The 17,140-nt window shown below is 67.0% G+C and carries 22 protein-coding genes; 15 read left to right on the plus strand and 7 right to left on the minus strand.

All coding sequences use genetic code 11. The features are described from left to right. The first annotated feature begins 22 nt into the window (after positions 1-22). A complete protein-coding gene (locus tag SPHME3_RS0109420) occupies positions 23-1,717 on the plus strand; it encodes a putative bifunctional diguanylate cyclase/phosphodiesterase (RefSeq protein ID WP_017979415.1) in 1,695 nt (564 codons plus the stop codon). Here SPHME3_RS0109420 and SPHME3_RS0109425 read toward each other — a convergent pair. The 4 genes from SPHME3_RS0109425 to SPHME3_RS0109440 are packed head-to-tail and all read right to left on the minus strand — an operon-like array spanning position 1,633 to position 4,559. Continuing rightward, positions 1,633-2,847 (minus strand): CCA tRNA nucleotidyltransferase, encoded by a 1,215-nt coding sequence (locus tag SPHME3_RS0109425; protein ID WP_017979414.1) that lies wholly within the window; start codon positions 2,845-2,847, stop codon positions 1,633-1,635. The genes SPHME3_RS0109420 and SPHME3_RS0109425 overlap by 85 nt on opposite strands. Further along, positions 2,838-3,434 (minus strand): CoA pyrophosphatase, encoded by a 597-nt coding sequence (locus tag SPHME3_RS0109430; protein WP_017979413.1) that lies wholly within the window; start codon positions 3,432-3,434, stop codon positions 2,838-2,840. The genes SPHME3_RS0109425 and SPHME3_RS0109430 overlap by 10 nt, the downstream gene beginning before the upstream one ends. Next, complete coding sequence (locus SPHME3_RS0109435; protein WP_017979412.1) at positions 3,431-3,994, minus strand: DUF1285 domain-containing protein; 564 nt, start codon at positions 3,992-3,994, stop codon at positions 3,431-3,433. The genes SPHME3_RS0109430 and SPHME3_RS0109435 overlap by 4 nt, the downstream gene beginning before the upstream one ends. A 40-nt stretch (positions 3,995-4,034) precedes the next feature. Then, complete coding sequence (locus SPHME3_RS0109440) at positions 4,035-4,559, minus strand: GNAT family N-acetyltransferase (RefSeq protein ID WP_017979411.1); 525 nt, start codon at positions 4,557-4,559, stop codon at positions 4,035-4,037. Positions 4,560-4,690: 131 nt separating this feature from the next. On the opposite strand from SPHME3_RS0109440, the gene SPHME3_RS0109445 reads away from it, so the two are divergent. Continuing rightward, positions 4,691-5,062: a dihydroneopterin aldolase gene (locus SPHME3_RS0109445; RefSeq protein WP_017979410.1), complete on the plus strand. Its 372-nt coding sequence runs from the start codon at positions 4,691-4,693 to the stop codon at positions 5,060-5,062. A gap of 18 nt (positions 5,063-5,080) precedes the next feature. On the opposite strand, the gene SPHME3_RS0109450 is transcribed toward SPHME3_RS0109445, so the two are convergent. Beyond that, positions 5,081-5,890: a hypothetical protein gene (locus SPHME3_RS0109450; RefSeq protein ID WP_017979409.1), complete on the minus strand. Its 810-nt coding sequence runs from the start codon at positions 5,888-5,890 to the stop codon at positions 5,081-5,083. Positions 5,891-6,191: 301 nt separating this feature from the next. Between SPHME3_RS0109450 and SPHME3_RS0109455 the strand changes: the two genes are divergently transcribed. The 8 genes from SPHME3_RS0109455 (at position 6,192) to SPHME3_RS0109490 (ending at position 11,218) form a co-directional block, all read left to right on the plus strand. Further along, complete coding sequence (locus tag SPHME3_RS0109455) at positions 6,192-6,866, plus strand: energy transducer TonB (protein ID WP_017979408.1); 675 nt, start codon at positions 6,192-6,194, stop codon at positions 6,864-6,866. 86 nt (positions 6,867-6,952) lie between these two features. Continuing rightward, positions 6,953-7,744 carry a MotA/TolQ/ExbB proton channel family protein gene (locus SPHME3_RS0109460; RefSeq protein ID WP_017979407.1) on the plus strand — a complete coding sequence of 264 codons (792 nt, stop codon included), beginning with the start codon at positions 6,953-6,955 and terminating at the stop codon, positions 7,742-7,744. A 124-nt stretch (positions 7,745-7,868) separates the two neighbouring features. Further along, positions 7,869-8,345, plus strand: a complete 477-nt coding sequence (locus SPHME3_RS0109465; RefSeq protein WP_024310304.1) for an ExbD/TolR family protein — start codon at positions 7,869-7,871, stop codon at positions 8,343-8,345. A 30-nt stretch (positions 8,346-8,375) separates the two neighbouring features. Next, positions 8,376-8,804, plus strand: coding sequence for an ExbD/TolR family protein (locus tag SPHME3_RS0109470; RefSeq protein ID WP_024310303.1), 429 nt, complete (start codon positions 8,376-8,378; stop codon positions 8,802-8,804). A gap of 908 nt (positions 8,805-9,712) precedes the next feature. Then, on the plus strand, positions 9,713-9,925 hold the full coding sequence (locus SPHME3_RS0109475) for a cold-shock protein (RefSeq protein ID WP_017979404.1): 213 nt from the start codon (positions 9,713-9,715) through the stop codon (positions 9,923-9,925). Positions 9,926-10,003: 78 nt separating this feature from the next. Continuing rightward, positions 10,004-10,207 carry a hypothetical protein gene (locus SPHME3_RS0109480; RefSeq protein WP_017979403.1) on the plus strand — a complete coding sequence of 68 codons (204 nt, stop codon included), beginning with the start codon at positions 10,004-10,006 and terminating at the stop codon, positions 10,205-10,207. A gap of 137 nt (positions 10,208-10,344) precedes the next feature. Beyond that, positions 10,345-10,782 (plus strand): hypothetical protein, encoded by a 438-nt coding sequence (locus SPHME3_RS0109485; protein ID WP_017979402.1) that lies wholly within the window; start codon positions 10,345-10,347, stop codon positions 10,780-10,782. A gap of 88 nt (positions 10,783-10,870) precedes the next feature. Then, positions 10,871-11,218, plus strand: coding sequence for a tetratricopeptide repeat protein (locus SPHME3_RS0109490; RefSeq protein WP_020486549.1), 348 nt, complete (start codon positions 10,871-10,873; stop codon positions 11,216-11,218). Positions 11,219-11,267: 49 nt separating this feature from the next. Here SPHME3_RS0109490 and dcd read toward each other — a convergent pair whose 3' ends face one another. Then, the gene (dcd, locus tag SPHME3_RS0109495; RefSeq protein WP_017979400.1) at positions 11,268-11,822 is read right to left on the minus strand and encodes a dCTP deaminase; all 555 of its coding nucleotides are present in this window, start codon (positions 11,820-11,822) and stop codon (positions 11,268-11,270) included. Positions 11,823-11,913: 91 nt separating this feature from the next. Between dcd and SPHME3_RS0109500 the strand changes: the two genes are divergently transcribed. Genes SPHME3_RS0109500 through SPHME3_RS0109515 form a run of 4 tightly spaced genes read left to right on the plus strand, consistent with a single transcriptional unit; the run spans position 11,914 to position 15,174 of the window. Further along, positions 11,914-12,375: an NUDIX domain-containing protein gene (locus tag SPHME3_RS0109500; protein ID WP_017979399.1), complete on the plus strand. Its 462-nt coding sequence runs from the start codon at positions 11,914-11,916 to the stop codon at positions 12,373-12,375. A 31-nt stretch (positions 12,376-12,406) separates the two neighbouring features. Beyond that, on the plus strand, positions 12,407-12,775 hold the full coding sequence (locus SPHME3_RS0109505) for a nuclear transport factor 2 family protein (protein ID WP_017979398.1): 369 nt from the start codon (positions 12,407-12,409) through the stop codon (positions 12,773-12,775). Between the two features lie 52 nt (positions 12,776-12,827). Continuing rightward, the gene (locus SPHME3_RS0109510; protein WP_017979397.1) at positions 12,828-14,495 is read left to right on the plus strand and encodes an NAD(P)/FAD-dependent oxidoreductase; all 1,668 of its coding nucleotides are present in this window, start codon (positions 12,828-12,830) and stop codon (positions 14,493-14,495) included. Positions 14,496-14,550: 55 nt separating this feature from the next. Next, the gene (locus SPHME3_RS0109515; RefSeq protein ID WP_017979396.1) at positions 14,551-15,174 is read left to right on the plus strand and encodes a TetR/AcrR family transcriptional regulator; all 624 of its coding nucleotides are present in this window, start codon (positions 14,551-14,553) and stop codon (positions 15,172-15,174) included. Between the two features lie 12 nt (positions 15,175-15,186). Here the strand turns inward: SPHME3_RS0109515 and SPHME3_RS0109520 are convergent, their stop codons facing one another. After that, a complete protein-coding gene (locus SPHME3_RS0109520; protein WP_226341811.1) occupies positions 15,187-15,837 on the minus strand; it encodes a TetR/AcrR family transcriptional regulator in 651 nt (216 codons plus the stop codon). A 100-nt stretch (positions 15,838-15,937) separates the two neighbouring features. Between SPHME3_RS0109520 and SPHME3_RS0109525 the strand changes: the two genes are divergently transcribed. Further along, entirely contained in the window at positions 15,938-17,137 is a 1,200-nt protein-coding gene (locus tag SPHME3_RS0109525; RefSeq protein ID WP_024310302.1) for an efflux RND transporter periplasmic adaptor subunit, read from the plus strand. The last annotated feature ends 3 nt before the right edge of the window (positions 17,138-17,140 follow it).

The following is a 17,140-nucleotide window of genomic DNA, read 5'->3' on the forward strand; positions in this document are numbered from 1 at the left end:
AACGCCGGTTATGGACGGGACTATGGCTACCGCCTCGTCCGATCTGGTGCCCCCGTTTTCCGCCGCGCAGGAGATGCTCGAGCGGGATCTCGAGCTGATTCCGATCCCCGCGGTGCAGGTGGCGCGCGAGGGCGATGCCTTTGGCTTCCTCTCGATGAATCGGGCCTACCGACTCGCGGGACTGGGCGTGGTGGCGGATCGGTCGCCGATGCTCGCGCTGCTGGCGAGTCGTATCGACGCCTTCCTTCGATCGACCGAGATGCGCACCGATTTCGACTGGTCGATCGGGCAGGTGATCGATTCGCGTTATTACCGCGTGACCTTCGCACGGCCGACGCCGGCGCTGCGCGATCGCTGCCAGATTTCCTTCATCGACCTGACGGCGCAGGTCCACACCGAACGCTCGCTACGCCGCGAGATGACCACCGACAGCCTGACCGGCCTGCCCAATCGCGAAGGCTTCGGCGACGCGATCGAAACGGCGCAGAAGGATCAGGGGCGGTGTGCAGTTCTGGTCATCGACCTCGACCGATTCGGGCGGCTGAATGCGTGCCTTGGCGGCCTTGCCGGTGATGAGCTGCTCATAACCGTTGCCCGCCGGATCAAGGGGGCGCTGCGCGCGCGTGACGTGCTGGCGCGAATCGGTGGCGACGAATTCGGGATCCTGATGGGGATCGACGACGATCAGGCGGAGGCGACCTGGCTCGCCGAGCGCATCCAGCGCGTGCTGACCGCGCCGTTCCGCCTGAGCGATTACGAGATCGGCATCGAATGTTCGGTCGGCATCGCGCATGCCGACGAGAGCGTCGAGGACGCCGAGGAGCTGATCCGCAACGCGCAATTCGCCGCGAAGCGCGCCAAGTCGGGGTTGCAGGTCGAAAGCTATCAGACCCAGGCCTTTACGCTGGCGCGCGAGCAATTCGCGATGGAGACCGCGCTGCGCCGCGCGATCGAGGAGCGCCAGCTGCGCCTCGCCTTCCAGCCGATCTGCGACCTGTCGAGCGGTGCGATCGTCTCGTTCGAGGCGCTGGCGCGCTGGCGCGACCCGCACGGCGTGGAGCATGACCCGGGTGCCTTCATCCCGGTCGCCGAGGAATCGGGGCTGATCGTGCCGCTGGGCCGCTGGGCGATCGAGGAAGCGGCGCGCACGCTGCGCTGGTGGGACGAGGAATGCGGCGGCTCGTGCGGCATGCGCCTCGCCGTCAACCTGTCGGCGATCCAGATGCAGCGCGACGATATCGCTCCGGTCGTCGAAGCGGCCCTGATCCGCCACGATCTGACGGGCGACCGCCTCGTGCTGGAGCTGACCGAAAGCGCGATCGTCAGCGATCCCGATCGTATCGCGGGGATCATGCACGCGTTGAAATCGCTCGGGTGTACGCTGGCGATGGACGATTTCGGCACCGGCTATTCGAATCTCGCCTACCTCCAGAAGCTGCCGATCGACATTTTGAAGATCGACCGCAGCTTCGTGACGGGCATGCTGACCGACCGCGACAAGATCGCGATCGTGCGCGCTGTGCTCAGCCTGGCGCAGGCACTCGGCATGCGCACGACCGCGGAGGGCATTGAGAGCAACGATCTGGCGCAGACGCTCGCGGCGCTGGGTTGCACCTTTGGTCAGGGTTATCTTTACGCGCGCCCGCTCGAAGCCGTCGATGCGCTGTCGACGATCCGGGCGGCGAGGGCGTCCTCGACCGCTGCATCGGCGATCTGATCGACACGATCCGCGGGGGGAAAGCCCTCGGCGATCCAGCGCGTTTCGATGGCGCGCAAGACTGCGGCGACCTGCGGTCCTTTCAATAGCCCCCGCGCCACCAGCGCGCCCCCACCGATCGGCAAAGCGGGCGGCGTCCACTCCTGCAACGCCGACACGTCCTCGCCGGAGAGCAGCAGGCGGTCGATCGCGCTCGCCATGCCGACGCGATAGGCGAGCGCACGCGGCCCCTCTTCGCCCGGACCCTGGGGCGCAGCGCAGAGGCGCTTGCGGTCGGCGTTCGACAGCTTGAGGCGCGCGCCGACGCTTTCCGCCGCGGCGGGCGGGATCAGCGTCGCCAGTCGGCGGATCGCATCGGGCGCGATGCCGGCGGCCGCCTCGCGCTCCGCCAGTTCGGCAAGCGGCGTGGCATCGACGATTTCGGGCAGGACCGCGCGGAAGATGCCGTGGTCGATCATGAGCTTGACGACGCGCACCGCCTGCGCCGCGATGAGCAGCTTGAGCAGTTCGGACGCGATCCGTTCGCGCGACAGCGCCATCAGGTCGTTGGCGCGGGCGCTGCAGGCCGCAAGGCCCTCCGCGTCGATCGTGTCGCCGAAGCGGGCGTGGAAGCGGAAGAAGCGCAGGATGCGCAGATGATCCTCCGCAATCCGGCGATAGGGATCGCCGATGAAGCGCACGACGCGTGCCTTCAGATCGGCGAGGCCGCAGACCGAGTCGAACACCGCACCCGTGACGGGATCGGCATAGAGTGCGTTCATCGTGAAGTCGCGGCGTGCGGCGTCCTCATCCCACGCGTCCGTGAACGCGACGACCGCGTGGCGCCCGTCGGTGCTGACGTCATGACGCAGCGTCGTCACCTCGATCGGACCGGACGGGAGGACGGCGGTGACGGTGCCATGAGCGATGCCGGTGGGGACGGCACGGATACCGGCGGCCTTCAGGCGGGCAAGCACATCGTCGGGCAACAGGCGCGTCGCGAGGTCGACGTCGGCGGGGTCGAGCCCCAACAGCGTATCGCGCACCACGCCGCCGACGAGCCGGGTCTGGTCTGGACCGCCAAGCGCCTCGATCAGCGCCGCAAAGCCTTCGCGCGCGCTCAGGCGGTCGAGGTTCAGGGTCACGCCCATGCGAGCTGCCGCGACAGATTGACCAGCATCGCTGCGGTCGCGCCCCAGATCCGGCGATCCTGCCAGCGGATTTCGTAGAAATGCCGCGTCTGTCCGCGCCACTCAGCGCTTGCCTCCACCTGCTGCGCCGGGTCGAGCAGATGATCGAGCGGGACTTCGAAGACGCTGGCGACCTCCGCCTCGCTCGGCACCAGCGGCACGTCGGCGGGGACGACGCCGACCACCGGCGTGACGGCAAAGCCGGTAACGGTGCGATAGGGCGCGATGCTGCCGATCACGTCGACGAGGGCGCGGGGTAGCGCGACCTCCTCTTCCGCCTCGCGCAGCGCGGCGGTCACCGGGTCTTCGCCCGGATCGAGGCGACCGCCGGGGAAGGCGACCTGGCCTGCGTGATTGCGGAGCGTGTCGGTGCGCTGGGTGAGGATCACGCCGGGGCGGGGGCGGTCGGTCACCGCGATCAGGACCGCGGCGGGCGTCAGATCGGCGTCGCTGCGCGTTTCGAGATCGCGATGATCGCCCGTCAGCAGTGCGGGTTGCGCAGCCCGTCCCGTATCGAGGGCGGCAGCCAGCCGCGCGGCAAGGCTCACGCGGTCATGTCCAGCGGGAAGAAGGCGCCATCGCTCCAGATGCCGGGCTGCTCCGGGTCGGCGAGCGCGCGCTCGGCGAGGTCGTAATAGACCGGCCGCGCGACCAGGGCCTCCAGCCCGCCGCGGACGTGGAGATAGGGGCGCGGGCCGTCCTCGCTCGTGGCGAAGCGCAACGGATGGTCCGGGCCGGCCTTCACGAGATCGCCGGTGTTGAGCCGGAAGGCGAGGCGGCTGTTGCGGCCGTCGCCCTCGGCCTTCATCTCGACCGCGACGAAGGGGGCGTCCTCGACCGCGATGTCGAGCTTTTCGACCGGCGTGACGAGCACGTAGCGGCCATCCTCTTCGCGGCGCAGGATGGTGGAGAACAGGCGCACCATCGTCTGGCGACCGATCGGCGACCCCTGATGAAACCAAGTGCCGTCGCGCGCGATGCGCATCTCGCTGTCGCCGCAATGCGCGGGGTTCCACTGTTCGACCGGCGGCAGGCGCCGTTGTTCGACCAGGGTGGCGATCTCGGCTAGGCTGAGACCGGCGAGATCGGGAAGCTCCTCCATCGGCATGGGGGCGAGGTAGGGGCTGGCAGGCGCGACGTAAAGCGGGTCAGGCGTTTGCGTGCGCCGCTGGCGAGGGGATCGGTCCCAGCATGCCATCGATGGCAGGTACATCGGCACCGCGCGCGAGCAGACGGTGGCGTTCGACCGGGCCGGGCAAGCGCCAGCCGGCGGTGCGCGATGCGTCGAAGCCGAAGAAGCGCGCATAATATTCCGGGTCGCCGATCAGCATCAGCGCCCGATCGAGGCCATGCTCCGCCGCCGCGTCGAGCGCCTGCGTCATGAGGCGGCGGCCGATGCCATCGCGCTGCCGCCCCGGCTCGACCGCGACCGGACCGATCATGGTCAGGCGATGACCGACGCCGTCGTCACCGGTCAGCAGGACGGGCCAGCATTGGATCGAGCCTATCAGCGTGCCGTCTTCCACCGCGGCAATGCTGAGCGCGGGCACTGCGGCGGCGGCGCCACGTACCTTATAAGCGGTACGCCCGTGACGGTCCGTGCCGAACGCACGGTCGAGCAGCGCCTCGACGGCGGCGCCATCGATATCAGCCAGCGGCACGAAAGCGATCACGGGCAGGGGTCCTTCACGCCCGACAGCGGGCGGCGGCGCGCATGACGCGCGCGGGGACGGATGGCAAGCGGAATGCGCAAGGATCGCACCCCACTCGCGTCCGGCAAGCAGGCTTGCTAGAGGCGCCGCCCATGCAAGACCGTCTTCAGCTGCAGGTCCACGACCTCGAAGTCCAGGTGCTCACCGGCATCTATTCGGAAGAAACGCACCTGCCGCAGCCGCTGCGCATCGACCTGACCGTCGACCTGCGCTGCCCGGATCATTTCGCGCCCGATACGCCGCTGTCGGCGTCGAAAAACTATCTCGATCTGAAACATGCGGCGACCACCGCACTGCCCGAGGGGCTGCACTTCACGCTGATCGAGGCGGTCGCGGACCATATCTGCGAGACGCTGTTCCTCGCCGACGAGCGCGTGCTGCGCGTCGAGGTGAAGATCGTGAAGCTCGCCATCGCCGAGGCGGGCGAATCGATCGGGGTCACGCTGGTCCGTCACCGTCGGTAAACGGCGGCGCGGGCCGGCTCAGCGCAGCGTGCGCGTCCGGCCGCAGGGCCCCAGCTGTTCCAAGACGAAACGATAATCCTGCCGCGCGAGCTCCGCATTGGCGGGATCGAGCGAGGCGGTGCTGCGATCGGGTAGCGCGGCGGGCAGGGCGCAGGCGAGGCGATACCAGAGCAACGTGTCGCGCGCCGGCGGTGCCGCCGCCTCGTCGACGATCTCCGACAGCGCGACCGCCCAGCGCGGCTGCTCGCCCGGCCGGCGGAGCACCGTCAGCGAGACGGGCGCACCGTTCGCAGTGGTCAGGAACACCTGCGTCTCGCCTTCTCCGGGCAGCGCGCCGGGTACGTGGAAGGCATTGCCGATGCCGGTGACGACCGGCGGCGCATCGGCGGCGACGAGGCTCTGCGCGATCGCGCGGACGCGCTGGTCTTCGGTCGGGGACCAGGGAATCTGCGCATCGGGCGCGACGAGCTGGATCTGATTCGGCGTGCCCGGCACGCTCCGTCCGAACAGCAAAACGCGCAGTTTCTTGAGCTTTGGCTGACGACCTGCCGAATCGGGCGCCACATCAAGCAGATAGCCGATTCGCGGTGGCAATCCGCCCGCGCCGCGCACCAGCGCGACCAGATCGGCCTCGACATAATAGCGCGTCATGCCCGGCGCGACGCCGGCCGAATCGGCGCCCTTCAGCTTCAGGGCCGAGCGGATCGTGGCGTCCGCGATGATCGGCGACGCGATCACCAGATCGGCGATGTCGGCATAGGGCGGCGCGGTCTGCGCGCTGATGCCGGGTGAGGCGCTTGTGGCCGAAACCGCGGAATTCTGCGGCATTTGTGCGGCAATAAGGGGGCTGGATACGGCCGAGGCGAGGCAGGCGAGCAGGACGGCCGGCCGACGGTGAAAGGCGCTGATCATGGCGGTAGCGCTAGCCCAGCGCGCCTGAACGATACAGAAATAATTCTGTCGCGAAGCGATTGTACGTTTGTTGCGTCCGACAAAGCGTTTGCGCGGCGGGGAACGGGGCGATAGGACTGACGGCACTGCCATATCCGGCGCAGCCGGGGCAGTGGCCTACGCGTGTCCTTCCCCCAGGCGCCGCGAGGACCACGAGATTAGGGAGTGTCGTTGCTGAATGGCCTATGCTGACCAGAAGATGTCCGGTGGCAAGATGGTCGCGATTTTCATCGTCGTGCTCATCCATGCGGCGCTGGGCTATGCCTTCGTCACCGGGCTCGCGTACCAATACGTGAAGAAGGCCCAAGAAAAGCTTAATACGTTCGACGTCGAGGAGCCGCCGCCCCCGCCGCCGGACGAACCGCCGCCCCCTCCGCCCGATACGCCGATGACGCCGCCGCCCGTGGTGTCGCCGCCGCCGATCGTGCAGAATCCGAATCCGCCCCCCGTGGTGATCCAGACGGTCACGACGCCGCCGCCGGCCGTCAATCTGACGCCGATCGCAGCGCCGCCGGCCCCGCCTGCACCCCCTGCGCCGCCGGCTCCGCCGGTCGTCAGCAAGGCTGCGGGTGCGAAGGGTGACCCGTCGGCGTGGATCACGAACGACGACTATCCGCCCAGCTCGCTTCGCAACAACGAAGAGGGCACCAGCGTGATCGCCTGGACGATCAGCACCGCTGGCCGGGTGGAGAATTGCCGGACGACCTCGTCCAGCGGCTCGTCGGCTCTCGATCGTGCAGCCTGTGCGGCGATCACGCGGCGGGGACGCTATACCCCGGCGCAGGACGCCAGCGGCAACCCGATCGCCACGACGCAGACCCGGCGCGTGGTCTGGAAGATCCCGAAGGAATGATGCGGTCCGCCCGTTATCCGGAATAGGCCGGACGACGGGCGGATCCTCCCCGAACTTCTACACCGTTTGACAAGGATTTAACCCAAATGCTCACCACCATTCTCGCGGCCGGCGGCACCGCGGCAGCCGAAAACCAGTTCGGCCTGCAGGCCGCTCTGAAGGAAGGCGGCCTCATCTCACAGTCGGTCTTCACGATCCTCGTGCTGATGTCGATCGTCTCCTTCTACATCCTGTTCTCGAAGCTGTTCGAGCAGCAGAAGATCATGAACCAGGCGAAGCGCGTCCGTCAGGGCTTCTGGCAGTCGAGCAACCTGCGTGAAGGCGCGGCCAAGCTCGAGAAGAACTCGGCCTACAAGCAGCTCGTAGACGACGGCCTGCAGGCGCAGGACCAGCACGCCAAGCTGACCGATCCGGTCGAAGCGCACGACTGGCTGCACGGTTCGCTCGCCCGCTCGGAAGCGGCGATCAACTCGAAGCTGGGTGGCGGTCTCGCCTTCCTCGCGACCGTCGGCGCGACCGCGCCGTTCATCGGTCTGTTCGGCACCGTGGTCGGCATCTACCGCGCGCTGATCAAGATCGGTGCGTCGGGCGACCCCTCGATCGACAAGGTCGCAGGCCCGGTCGGTGAGGCGCTCATCATGACCGCGCTCGGCCTGGTCGTCGCGGTTCCGGCCGTGCTCGCCTACAACTGGCTGCAGCGCCGCAACAAGTCGATCGCGGAAGACCTGTCGGCCTTCTCGAACGACGTGCTGGGCTTCCTCGCCTCGAACGGCGCCGTGAAGCCGACGATCGCAGGTGCCGCTTCGAAGGCGCCGGTGAAGCCGGTTGCCGCGACCACGACCGCCGGCCAGGCCGGTGGCGTGCAGACGCGCCCGTAAGCGACGAGGCTGCGGGATGTGCCGGCATCGGCCCATCCCGCAACCCGCCGGCGCCGGTGCCCGTGGCTTCGTCCACTGCGGCAGATGGCGTCCGGCCATAAGGAATGGATAGGATAGCTCGCACATGGCGATGAGCACTGGAGGAGGAGGCTCCTCCGAGAAACCGATGTCGGACATCAACACCACGCCACTCGTGGACGTGATGCTGGTGCTCCTCATCATCTTCCTGATCGCCGTTCCGGTGGCGATCCAGACGGTCAAGGGCATCGTTCTGCCCAAGGTCCGTTTCGATCCGACGACGACGAAGCCCGAAAACGTGCTGCTGTCGGTGACGAGCGGCCCGGACGGCAACTGCCTCGTCTATTGGGGCACGTCGCCGATCACCAGCAAGGACCTGCTGACCCGCGCGGTCGACAAGCTGAAGCTGGAGATCGAACGCCAGGGCGGCGCGGGCAACCCGAACCTCGAACTGCCCGAAGTCCATATCCGCGGCGACGTCAACACGCCCTACAAGTGCATCGGCGGCACCATCTACACGATGCAGCAGGCAGGCTTCGCCAAGGTCGGCTTCATCTCGCAGCCGCCACCCGCGGGTGGCTGATCTGCCCCGCCCGACCCAGGAGTATTTGACATGGCAATGAGTGGTGGCTCGGACGACGGCGAGCCGATGATGGACATGAACACGACGCCGTTGATCGACGTCATGCTCGTGCTCCTCATCATGTTCATCATTACCCTTCCGATCCCGACGCACGCGGTGAAGGTCGACCTTCCGGTCAACGATCCGCGTAACCAGAAGCCGCCGGTCGATCCGCAGAAGAACAAGATCATCATCGACGCGGCCGGCACGGTCTCGTGGAATGGTCAGCCGGTCGACGAGGTGACGCTGCGTCAGTATCTGGACACCGCTGCGGCGATCAATCCGGAGCCGGAACTGCACTTCCAGCCGGACCCGCAGGCGAAGTACGACAAGGTCGACCAGACGCTGGCGGTGATCAAGCGCTCGGCGGTCACGAAGCTCGGCTTCATCGGCAACGAACAGTATCGCAACGATTTCTGATCGACGCCGAACGGTACGATGACAGGGCGGTCCCATCCGGGGCCGCCTTTTTTTTGTGCGTCAGGGCGGAGGGGTTGCTTCGGTCAGGCCTTGTGGGACCGCTGAGCCGCTGAGCCGCTGAGCCGCTGAGCCGCTGAGCCGCTGAGCCGCTGAGCCGCTGAGCCGCTGAGCCGCTGAGCCGCTGAAACGGATGGCTGGATATGCTGAGCCGGTGCTCGGCCGATCACGCCTGGCCGGGCACTATTCCAGCCTTCGTGGAGGCGGTTGCAAAGGGCCGCTCCGTCATGCCGGACTTGGTCTGCATCCACTGCCCCGCACAGTCCCGATACTGTTGCTCTCATGGCGCGGCGGCCGCTTGGATATGTCTGGGGGGACGGTCAGGAAGGACCGCGCGAAGCCGCTGTTGTGGTGTCTCCTCCGAGGTTGGCATTTCCAGGCAAGCGCTAGGCGACAGCCGCGCAACATCCCAACCTGCGCTGCGGCGATGGTTTTCGAAGATCGTCAGGAGCCTCTCTTGTTGAGGGTAGGCACCCGACGGGCTTGAGGCCGAGCAACGGGCGTCCGTACGCCTATCCTGACGGCTTGGCTCAGGCCCGGAGAAGCTGTCGCCTTGCCGAACATCCCCCGGCCTTGGCCAGAGCACCTTATTGCGCGTTCGCTACCCAGCAGGCGCCCCGAACGCCGCAAGAGCCTTCGAAGCCCGACGTGCCGGTCCCCGATGGAGAGGCAAACGTGCCCCTCGTCCCGGCCCCCCTTGCAGAATGGGCACCCCACGCCCATATCCCTTTCGCTATAGTCGCATATCGACGGTTTATCGGCGCTCTGCGACCCTTTCTCCCTCTTTCCCTGCAGCCCGGCATCAGGCGCAGCGACACGCGTTCCGCCTGTCACGAAAGAAGGGATTTCCCATGAGCACGATCGGCACCGTCAAATTCTTCAACGCCGACAAGGGGTATGGCTTCATCGCGCCTGAGAGCGGCGGCACGGATGCGTTCGTCCACATCTCGGCGGTCGAGCGCGCCGGCTTTGCGACGCTCACCCAGAATCAGCGCGTCGGCTATGATCTGGAAGAGGATCGCCGCGGCAAGATGGCCGCGGTCAACTTGCACAGCGTCGACTAATCCTCGCCGCCTGACATCGATCCGAGGCCGTCCGATAGGGGCGGCGTCGGCATCTCGTTTCTCGTCTGGGGTTGAGCCATGTCGAACGATGCCGCCTTCTGCCGCCGTCAGGCGATGATCCAGCGTGGTGTCGCCGATGCAGCGACGCTGGACAATGTCCGTCTTCAGTCCGAGCGCGCCGCCGCAAGCTGGGATGCGATGGCCAGCCGCGCCGAGCGGACCGAGCGCCTGCGTGCCGACCGGCTGGCGCGCGAAGCGATCCCCCCGACCAGCCTGTCGTGACGGGCCGAGCGTCGGCTGTCGCCGCACGCATAACGTCCCGACATCCCGCCGTTCCGGAAACGTCGGTCGCGCTTGCCCATGCGACGCTGCGACAGGGCGCGCGCCATATCGCGGGACTTGCGCCCTGGGCCGATCCCATGGTGGAGGGGCCACAGGCGGTGGTCCGCGCCCGCTACGTGGGCAATTGCCTGCGAGAGCTCGACAGGTTTTTGGGGGTGTTGCTGGACGTCACATGCCTCGCCCCACGGCCGCGGCTGCTGACGTTGAAGCCCGATACCGCAACCCGCATCGCCGTTTACGAAACGGATGGATGGGACGTCCGCCCGGCCCAGCGGCGACTGCGCGCCCTCGAACGGTCGCGCCTGTGCCTGTTTCATGATGCGGGGCGGGTAGGATGCGGGGACGTGCCGCAGGCCCGTTGGCTGACATCGGGGTGGCGGGATGCCGGATCGCCGGACCTGCGCCGTTATGCGATCGGCGCGCGATTGCGCCCGAGCGCGCTGCATTTGCACGATATTGCCGGCTTCTACGCAGGCCTGGGGGACCGCATCGTCAGCGGTTCGCCCGAGGGCTGATCAAAGCGCTTGCGACTCTGTCTCCGAAGTGACACGTTAGTGTCATAAAAGTGAAACCTGCACGTCATGCAGGGAAGGAGATAGTGCTATGCGTGTGATGGTGGCAGCAATGCTCGCGGGTGCATGTCTGGCGACGCCGGCTCTGGCGGCGGACCGCACCGGTTATCAGGCGATCGCAGCCGGCGATTTCGCCACGGCCGCGAAGCAGATCGAGGCAGAGCGCCGGATTTTCCCGGATCGTCCCGAACTGATGCTCAACCTTGCGGCGGCCTATCTGCGCACGGGGCGGACGGCGGATGCCCGCGCGCTGTATCGCGGGGTGCTGGAGCGGCCGGCGGTGGCAATGGACATGCCGAACGGTGCCGTGCTCTCATCGCATGACGTGGCGACGCGAGGCCTGTCACGGCTGACGTCGACGACGCTCGCGACGCGCTGAACCGGCGGTTGGCCCCGCAGCCGGGCGGCTCGGGGCGCGCCCGTGCGGATTACAGGCGGGGCAGTGTGACCCCGCGCTGGCCCATATATTTGCCGGCCCGGTCGGCGTAGCTGGTCTCGCAGGGCTCGTTGCCCTTCAGGAACAGGAACTGGCAGGCGCCTTCATTGGCGTAGATCTTGGCGGGCAGCGGGGTTGTGTTGGAGAATTCCAATGTGACATGGCCTTCCCAGCCGGGCTCCAGCGGCGTGACGTTCACGATGATCCCGCACCGGGCGTAGGTGGATTTGCCGAGGCAGATCACGAGCACGTCGCGCGGCACGCGGAAATATTCGACGGTGCGGGCCAGCGCGAAGCTGTTGGGCGGGATGATGCACACGTCGGTCTTGCGATCGACGAAGCTGTTCGACGCAAAGTCCTTAGGGTCCACCACCGCGCTGTCGACGTTGGTGAAGATCTTGAATTCGTCCGCCACGCGCGCGTCATAGCCGTAGGACGACAGGCCATAGCTGATGCAGCCGTCGCGGCGCTGGCTTTCGACGAAGGGCTCGATCATCGCCTGCGTCTGCGCGGCCTCGCGAATCCAGCGGTCGGACAGGATGGACATGAACGGCTCCCCTTGAACCCGCGCGTCATTGCCGGTTCGGCGGACAAGGGCAAGCTTTCGGACGCCCGCGCGACCCGATAGAACATGCGGAATGCGTGCGCTGATCGATCTCGCCTATCGCCTGCGTCGCCGCGCGATGGCGCTGGTCGGGTGGCGGACGCGCGGCGTGAAGGTGATGGCGTTCGACGCATCGGGCCGGGTGCTGCTGGTGCGGCATCGCTATGGCCGGTCCGATCTGTGGATGCTGCCGGGCGGTGGCATCGCGCGGGGTGAGGCGACGATCGCGGCGGCGTTGCGTGAGCTGCTGGAAGAAACCGGGTGTCGGCTGGATGCGGCCGAGGTCGTCGGGCGATGGGACGCGCGCGCCGAGGGACGGCGCGATACGGTATGGCTCGTCCGTGGCACGACCGCCGACACGCCACAGATCGATGGCGTCGAACTCGCCGAGGCGTGCTTCTTCCCACCCGATGCGTTGCCCGCGGCGGCGTCTCCCGCGACGCGGCGGCGGGTGGACGAGCTGCTGGGCCGCAGCGTATCGGATGGACGGTGGTAGCGATGCTACCGCCGTTGCGCGGGAGGGTGGCATGGATGGCGTAGCAGAGGTCGAACGCTGCGAGGCACGGTTGCGATCGGCGATGGTGGCGGGGGACGTTGCGACCTTGTCGATGCTGATCGATCCGGCGCTGGTCTTCACCGGACCGGACGGCAGTGTGCTAAACCGGGAGCAGGATCTGGCTGCGCATGCCGAGGGCCTGCTGAACCTGAGCCGCCTCGACCTGTCCGACACCCGCTATACCGTCATTGGCGACATGGTGCTCGTGACGACGAAGGCGACGCTCGCCGGTCGGTTCACAGATGCCGTGATCGACGGACGTTATGCCTACACCCGCCTTTGGCGGGAGACCGGGAGCGGCTGGGCCGTCGTGGCGGGGCAGGCGGCGCGCATCGGCTAGGCGATCCCGGCGCGGACTGGCGAGCGCCCATCGCATCGGCTATCCTGGCGGCATGCTGCGCATCAATGAGCTGAAACTCCCCCTCAATCATCCCGAGGAGGCGCTGGCGGCGGCGATCCGGGATCGGCTGCGGATCGGGCCGCGCGATCTGGTGCGCTATTCGGTGGCGCGGCGGGCGAATGACGCGCGCGACAAGATGGACATCCAGCTCGTCTATTCCGTCGACGTGACGGTGAAGAACGAGGGCACGGTGCTGGCCCGCTGCCGCCGCGACCGCAACGTCGGGCCGACGCCGGACACCGGCTATCGCTTCGTTGCCAAGGCGCCTGCGGATTACACCGGGCCACGGCCGGTGGTGATCGGGACGGGGCCGTGTGGCCTGTTCGCGGGCCTGATCCTCGCCCAGATGGGATTCCGCCCGATCATCGTCGATCGCGGCAAGGTGGTGCGCGAGCGCACCAAGGATACCTGGGGTCTGTGGCGGCGTAGCGAGCTCAACCCCGAATCGAACGTCCAGTTCGGTGAGGGCGGGGCGGGTACGTTCTCGGACGGCAAGCTTTACAGCCGGATCAAGGATCCGCGCCATCTCGACCGCAAGGTGCTGACCGAGTTCGTGAAAGCGGGCGCGCCCGAGGAAATCCTGACCGAGGCGCACCCGCATATCGGCACGTTCCGGCTGGTCACGATGGTCGAGAGTATGCGTGCGACGATCGAGGCGTTGGGCGGCGAATATCGCTTCGAACGCCGCGTCGATGGCATCGACGTCGCGGTCGACGCGGATGGCACGCGCCGGATGCGCGGGCTGCACCTGCACAATGGCGACTATCTGGAGGCGGAGCAGGTGGTGCTGGCCGTCGGGCACAGTGCGCGCGACACGTTCGCGATGCTGCACGAGGCGGGCGTCTATATCGAGGCCAAGCCCTTTTCGATCGGCGTGCGGATCGAGCACCCGCAATCCTGGATCGATCAGGCGCGCTTTGGCCCCAATGCCGGCCATCCCATTCTGGGCGCGGCCGAATATCATATCTCGCATCACTGTTCGAACGGGCGGACGGTCTACAGTTTCTGCATGTGCCCGGGCGGCACGGTGGTGGCGGCGACGTCCGAGGAAGGGCAGGTCGCCACCAACGGCATGAGCCAATATTCGCGGAACGAGCGCAACGCCAATTCGGGCTTCGTCGTCGCGATCGATCCGGCGCGCGACTATCCGGGCGATCCGCTCGCCGGCATTGCGCTGCAGCGCCAGATCGAGAAACTGGCGTTCGTTGCGGGCGGATCGAGCTACAAGGCGCCGGCGCAGCGGGTGGGGGATTTCCTGGCGGGGCGGCCGTCGACCGCGCTGGGATCGATCGCGCCGTCATATCGGCCGGGCGTGACGCCGACCGACCTTGCAACCTGCCTGCCCGATTTCGTCATCGCGGCGATGCGCGAGGCGCTGCCGGTCTTCGGACGGCAGATTGCGGGATATGATCACCCCGATGTGGTGATGACGGGGGTGGAAACGCGCACCTCGTCGCCGATCCGCATCACGCGGGGCGAGGATTTGCAGAGCCTCAATACGATCGGTCTGTTTCCGGCGGGCGAGGGAGCAGGCTATGCCGGCGGCATCCTGTCGGCCGCGGTCGATGGTATCAAGATCGCCGAGGCGGTCGCGCGGCAGATCATGGGAACGAAAAGCGCGGCTCCGCGGCAACGCCAGCCCGGAAAGCGCGCCGCGTAAGCGGTAGTGCCGATACGGTGTTGTTCGGCGCGCCAGACTTTCTATACTGAGCGATATGGAAAGCGTTCTTACCGCGTCACCCGGCCCGTGTGCGAAGGGGCGTCCGCGGGAATTCTGCACGGATACGGCCCTCGCCGCGGCGCTGCGCGTCTTCTGGAGCAAGGGGTATGAAGGTACGTCGCTCGCCGATTTGACCGAGGCGATGGGGATCACGCGCCCCAGCCTGTACGCGGCCTTCGGCAATAAGGAAGCGCTGTTTCACAAGGCGCTCGACCTCTACGAGCAGGAAAAGCTGGAATATATGCGCGCGGCGCTGGAGCAGCCGACCGCGCGTGGCGTCGCGGAGACGATCCTGCGCGGCGCCTTGGCGATGCAGACCAGTCCTGGTGAGCCGAAGGGGTGCCTGGGCGTGATCGCCACCATGCCCTGCGGATCGGAAGCCGATTCGGTTCGGGGCGAGATGATCGCGCGTCGCGCATCATCGCAGGCGGCACTAGTCGAACGGTTCGAGCGGGCGAAGGCAGATGGGGATCTGCCCGCGGCGGTCGATATCAGCGGTCTTACCAGCTATCTTTACGCGCTGTTGCAGGGGATGGCGGTGCAGGCGGGATCGGGCGCCAGGCGCGATGAACTCGAGCGGATGGTCGACACCAGCCTGGCGATGTGGCCGAGCCGCTAGGAGAGCGTCAGCTCAAGGGGTCTGATCTGGTGTCCCCTCGGCGCGCATTGCGTCGATCTCTCGGTCGACCGTGACGATGAACGCCCGTGCAAGCGGACCGCGATCGAAATCGCGGCGGATCAACTCCTGATGCAGCATGCCGAGCGCCATCGTTGAAATCATGTCCGACAAGACCGCACGCCGTTCCGCCATCCGCGGCGAGGGGGCGAGCATTTCCAACGCGTTGAGCATCAGGCCGCGGACGTCGTCGTTGATTCTGCGAAAGATCGCCGCAATCCGTTCGTTGCGTCCCGCCTCCGCGACGATTTCTGCGAACAGGCGCGAATTTTCGACGTCCTCCTCGGCGTCCTCGGCGGTGATGAACTGGTGCAACCAGTCGCGCACCAAGGCCGCGTCATTGTTTTCAATGGCGGCGCGCAGCGAGTCGCCTGCCATGAACGCGCAGCAATCGGCGTCGACGATCGCGGCAACGATGTCCTCCTTGGCCGAAAAGTCGCGATACAGCTGGCCGACCGCGATGCCCGATTCTTTTGCGATCTGCGCGATGCCGGTGCTGTGAAAACCTTTGTCGATGAAGAGCTTGCGAGCAGCCTCGATCACACGTTCACGACGCGCGTCCGCTTTATTCCTGGGTGCGGTGCAACAAAAATTCGCGTCGTTCATTCCATCCTCGTCCCGGCACGGGTTGACGCCCGTTCGAATCCGGTTGTACCAGAGCGTGAGTGATCGATCACTCACAAAAATCAAAATCGGACATTTCGGCATGGCGGATAAGCGACACGGCGCGGCGACGCTAGCGTTGGCACTGGTTATGGGCGGAACGCTCACGGCCTGCGGCGGCAAGGGGCAACAGCAGCAGCAGGCGCCGCAGGGGCCGCCCACGGTCGGCTATGTCGTCGTGCGCGAACAGCCCGTGACGCTGACCACCGAATTGCCGGGGCGTACCACCGCCTTCGAAACGTCCGAGGTGCGGCCGCAGGTCAACGGCCTGATCCGCGCGCGCCTGTTTACCGAAGGCGACATGGTCCGCGCAGGCCAGCCGCTGTATCGCATCGATTCCGCGCCCTATCAGGCGCAGGTCGCCAGTGCCCGTGCGGCGCTGGCTCGCGCGCGTGCTGCGATCGCGTCGAGCGAGGCGCTGGCCCGTCGCTATGGCGAATTGGTCAAAATCAACGCCATCGCGCGTCAGGAATATGAAAACGCCCAGACGAGCGCGCAGCAGGCGCGCGCCGACGTTGCGGCGCAGCAAGCAGCGCTGCGTACGGCGCAGATCGATCTGGCGCGTACCACGATCCGCGCGCCGATCAGCGGCCGGATCGGCCGGTCGGTGTTCACGACCGGTGCGCTCGTCTCCGCATCGCAGACCGAGGCGCTGGCGACGATCCAGCGGCTCGATCCCGTGTACGTCGATATCCAGCAGTCGAGTGCCGACCTGCTGAAGCTGCGCCAGCAAATCATGGACGGTCAGCTGCTGCGCGACGGCAATGCGCCCGTGAAGCTGACGCTGGAGGACGGCACGGCCTATGGCCCGCAGGGGACGTTGCGCTTTGCCGACGTCACCGTCGATCCGACGACCGGATCGCAGGTGATCCGCGCGCTGTTCCCCAATCCCAACGGGTTGCTGCTGCCGGGCATGTTCGTGCGTGCGTCGCTGGTGCAGGGCATCAAGCAGAATGGCATGCTGGTGCCGCAGCGCGCGGTGACGCGCGACGAAAAGGGTCAGGCGACGGCGATGGTGATCGGCGCCGATGGCAAGGTGCAGCCGCGCAGCTTGCAGACGACGCGGACGATTGGCGACAACTGGCTCGTCACCGGCGGGCTGAAACCCGGCGACAAGGTGATCGTCGAAGGCGGCATGATGCTGCGGCCGGGCATGCCGGTGAAGGGCGAGCCGTGGAATCCGAACGCCAAGCCTGCCGGCGGTCCGCAAGGGCAGCCGCAGGCGCAGGGCCAGGCGAAGTAACGA

The organism is Sphingomonas melonis DAPP-PG 224 (genome assembly GCF_000379045.1).
GTDB lineage: Bacteria > Pseudomonadota > Alphaproteobacteria > Sphingomonadales > Sphingomonadaceae > Sphingomonas > Sphingomonas aquatilis.

What these genes read in the sequence shown, in the direction of transcription:
- SPHME3_RS0109510 (WP_017979397.1), top strand. Translation starts at nt 12,828, where the DNA reads ATGCTGCGCATCAATGAGCTGAAACTCCCCCTCAATCATCCCGAGGAG.
- SPHME3_RS0109450 (WP_017979409.1), bottom strand. Translation starts at nt 5,890, where the DNA reads ATGCCGCAGAATTCCGCGGTTTCGGCCACAAGCGCCTCACCCGGCATC.
- SPHME3_RS0109505 (WP_017979398.1), top strand. Translation starts at nt 12,407, where the DNA reads ATGGATGGCGTAGCAGAGGTCGAACGCTGCGAGGCACGGTTGCGATCG.
- SPHME3_RS0109455 (WP_017979408.1), top strand. Translation starts at nt 6,192, where the DNA reads ATGGCCTATGCTGACCAGAAGATGTCCGGTGGCAAGATGGTCGCGATT.
- SPHME3_RS0109470 (WP_024310303.1), top strand. Translation starts at nt 8,376, where the DNA reads ATGGCAATGAGTGGTGGCTCGGACGACGGCGAGCCGATGATGGACATG.
- SPHME3_RS0109460 (WP_017979407.1), top strand. Translation starts at nt 6,953, where the DNA reads ATGCTCACCACCATTCTCGCGGCCGGCGGCACCGCGGCAGCCGAAAAC.
- SPHME3_RS0109500 (WP_017979399.1), top strand. Translation starts at nt 11,914, where the DNA reads ATGCGTGCGCTGATCGATCTCGCCTATCGCCTGCGTCGCCGCGCGATG.
- SPHME3_RS0109525 (WP_024310302.1), top strand. Translation starts at nt 15,938, where the DNA reads ATGGCGGATAAGCGACACGGCGCGGCGACGCTAGCGTTGGCACTGGTT.
- SPHME3_RS0109465 (WP_024310304.1), top strand. Translation starts at nt 7,869, where the DNA reads ATGGCGATGAGCACTGGAGGAGGAGGCTCCTCCGAGAAACCGATGTCG.
- SPHME3_RS0109485 (WP_017979402.1), top strand. Translation starts at nt 10,345, where the DNA reads ATGGTGGAGGGGCCACAGGCGGTGGTCCGCGCCCGCTACGTGGGCAAT.
- SPHME3_RS0109490 (WP_020486549.1), top strand. Translation starts at nt 10,871, where the DNA reads ATGCGTGTGATGGTGGCAGCAATGCTCGCGGGTGCATGTCTGGCGACG.
- SPHME3_RS0109515 (WP_017979396.1), top strand. Translation starts at nt 14,551, where the DNA reads ATGGAAAGCGTTCTTACCGCGTCACCCGGCCCGTGTGCGAAGGGGCGT.
- SPHME3_RS0109420 (WP_017979415.1), top strand. Translation starts at nt 23, where the DNA reads ATGGCTACCGCCTCGTCCGATCTGGTGCCCCCGTTTTCCGCCGCGCAG.
- SPHME3_RS0109480 (WP_017979403.1), top strand. Translation starts at nt 10,004, where the DNA reads ATGTCGAACGATGCCGCCTTCTGCCGCCGTCAGGCGATGATCCAGCGT.
- SPHME3_RS0109435 (WP_017979412.1), bottom strand. Translation starts at nt 3,994, where the DNA reads ATGCCGATGGAGGAGCTTCCCGATCTCGCCGGTCTCAGCCTAGCCGAG.
- dcd (WP_017979400.1), bottom strand. Translation starts at nt 11,822, where the DNA reads ATGTCCATCCTGTCCGACCGCTGGATTCGCGAGGCCGCGCAGACGCAG.
- SPHME3_RS0109475 (WP_017979404.1), top strand. Translation starts at nt 9,713, where the DNA reads ATGAGCACGATCGGCACCGTCAAATTCTTCAACGCCGACAAGGGGTAT.
- SPHME3_RS0109520 (WP_226341811.1), bottom strand. Translation starts at nt 15,837, where the DNA reads ATGAACGACGCGAATTTTTGTTGCACCGCACCCAGGAATAAAGCGGAC.
- SPHME3_RS0109445 (WP_017979410.1), top strand. Translation starts at nt 4,691, where the DNA reads ATGCAAGACCGTCTTCAGCTGCAGGTCCACGACCTCGAAGTCCAGGTG.
- SPHME3_RS0109425 (WP_017979414.1), bottom strand. Translation starts at nt 2,847, where the DNA reads ATGGGCGTGACCCTGAACCTCGACCGCCTGAGCGCGCGCGAAGGCTTT.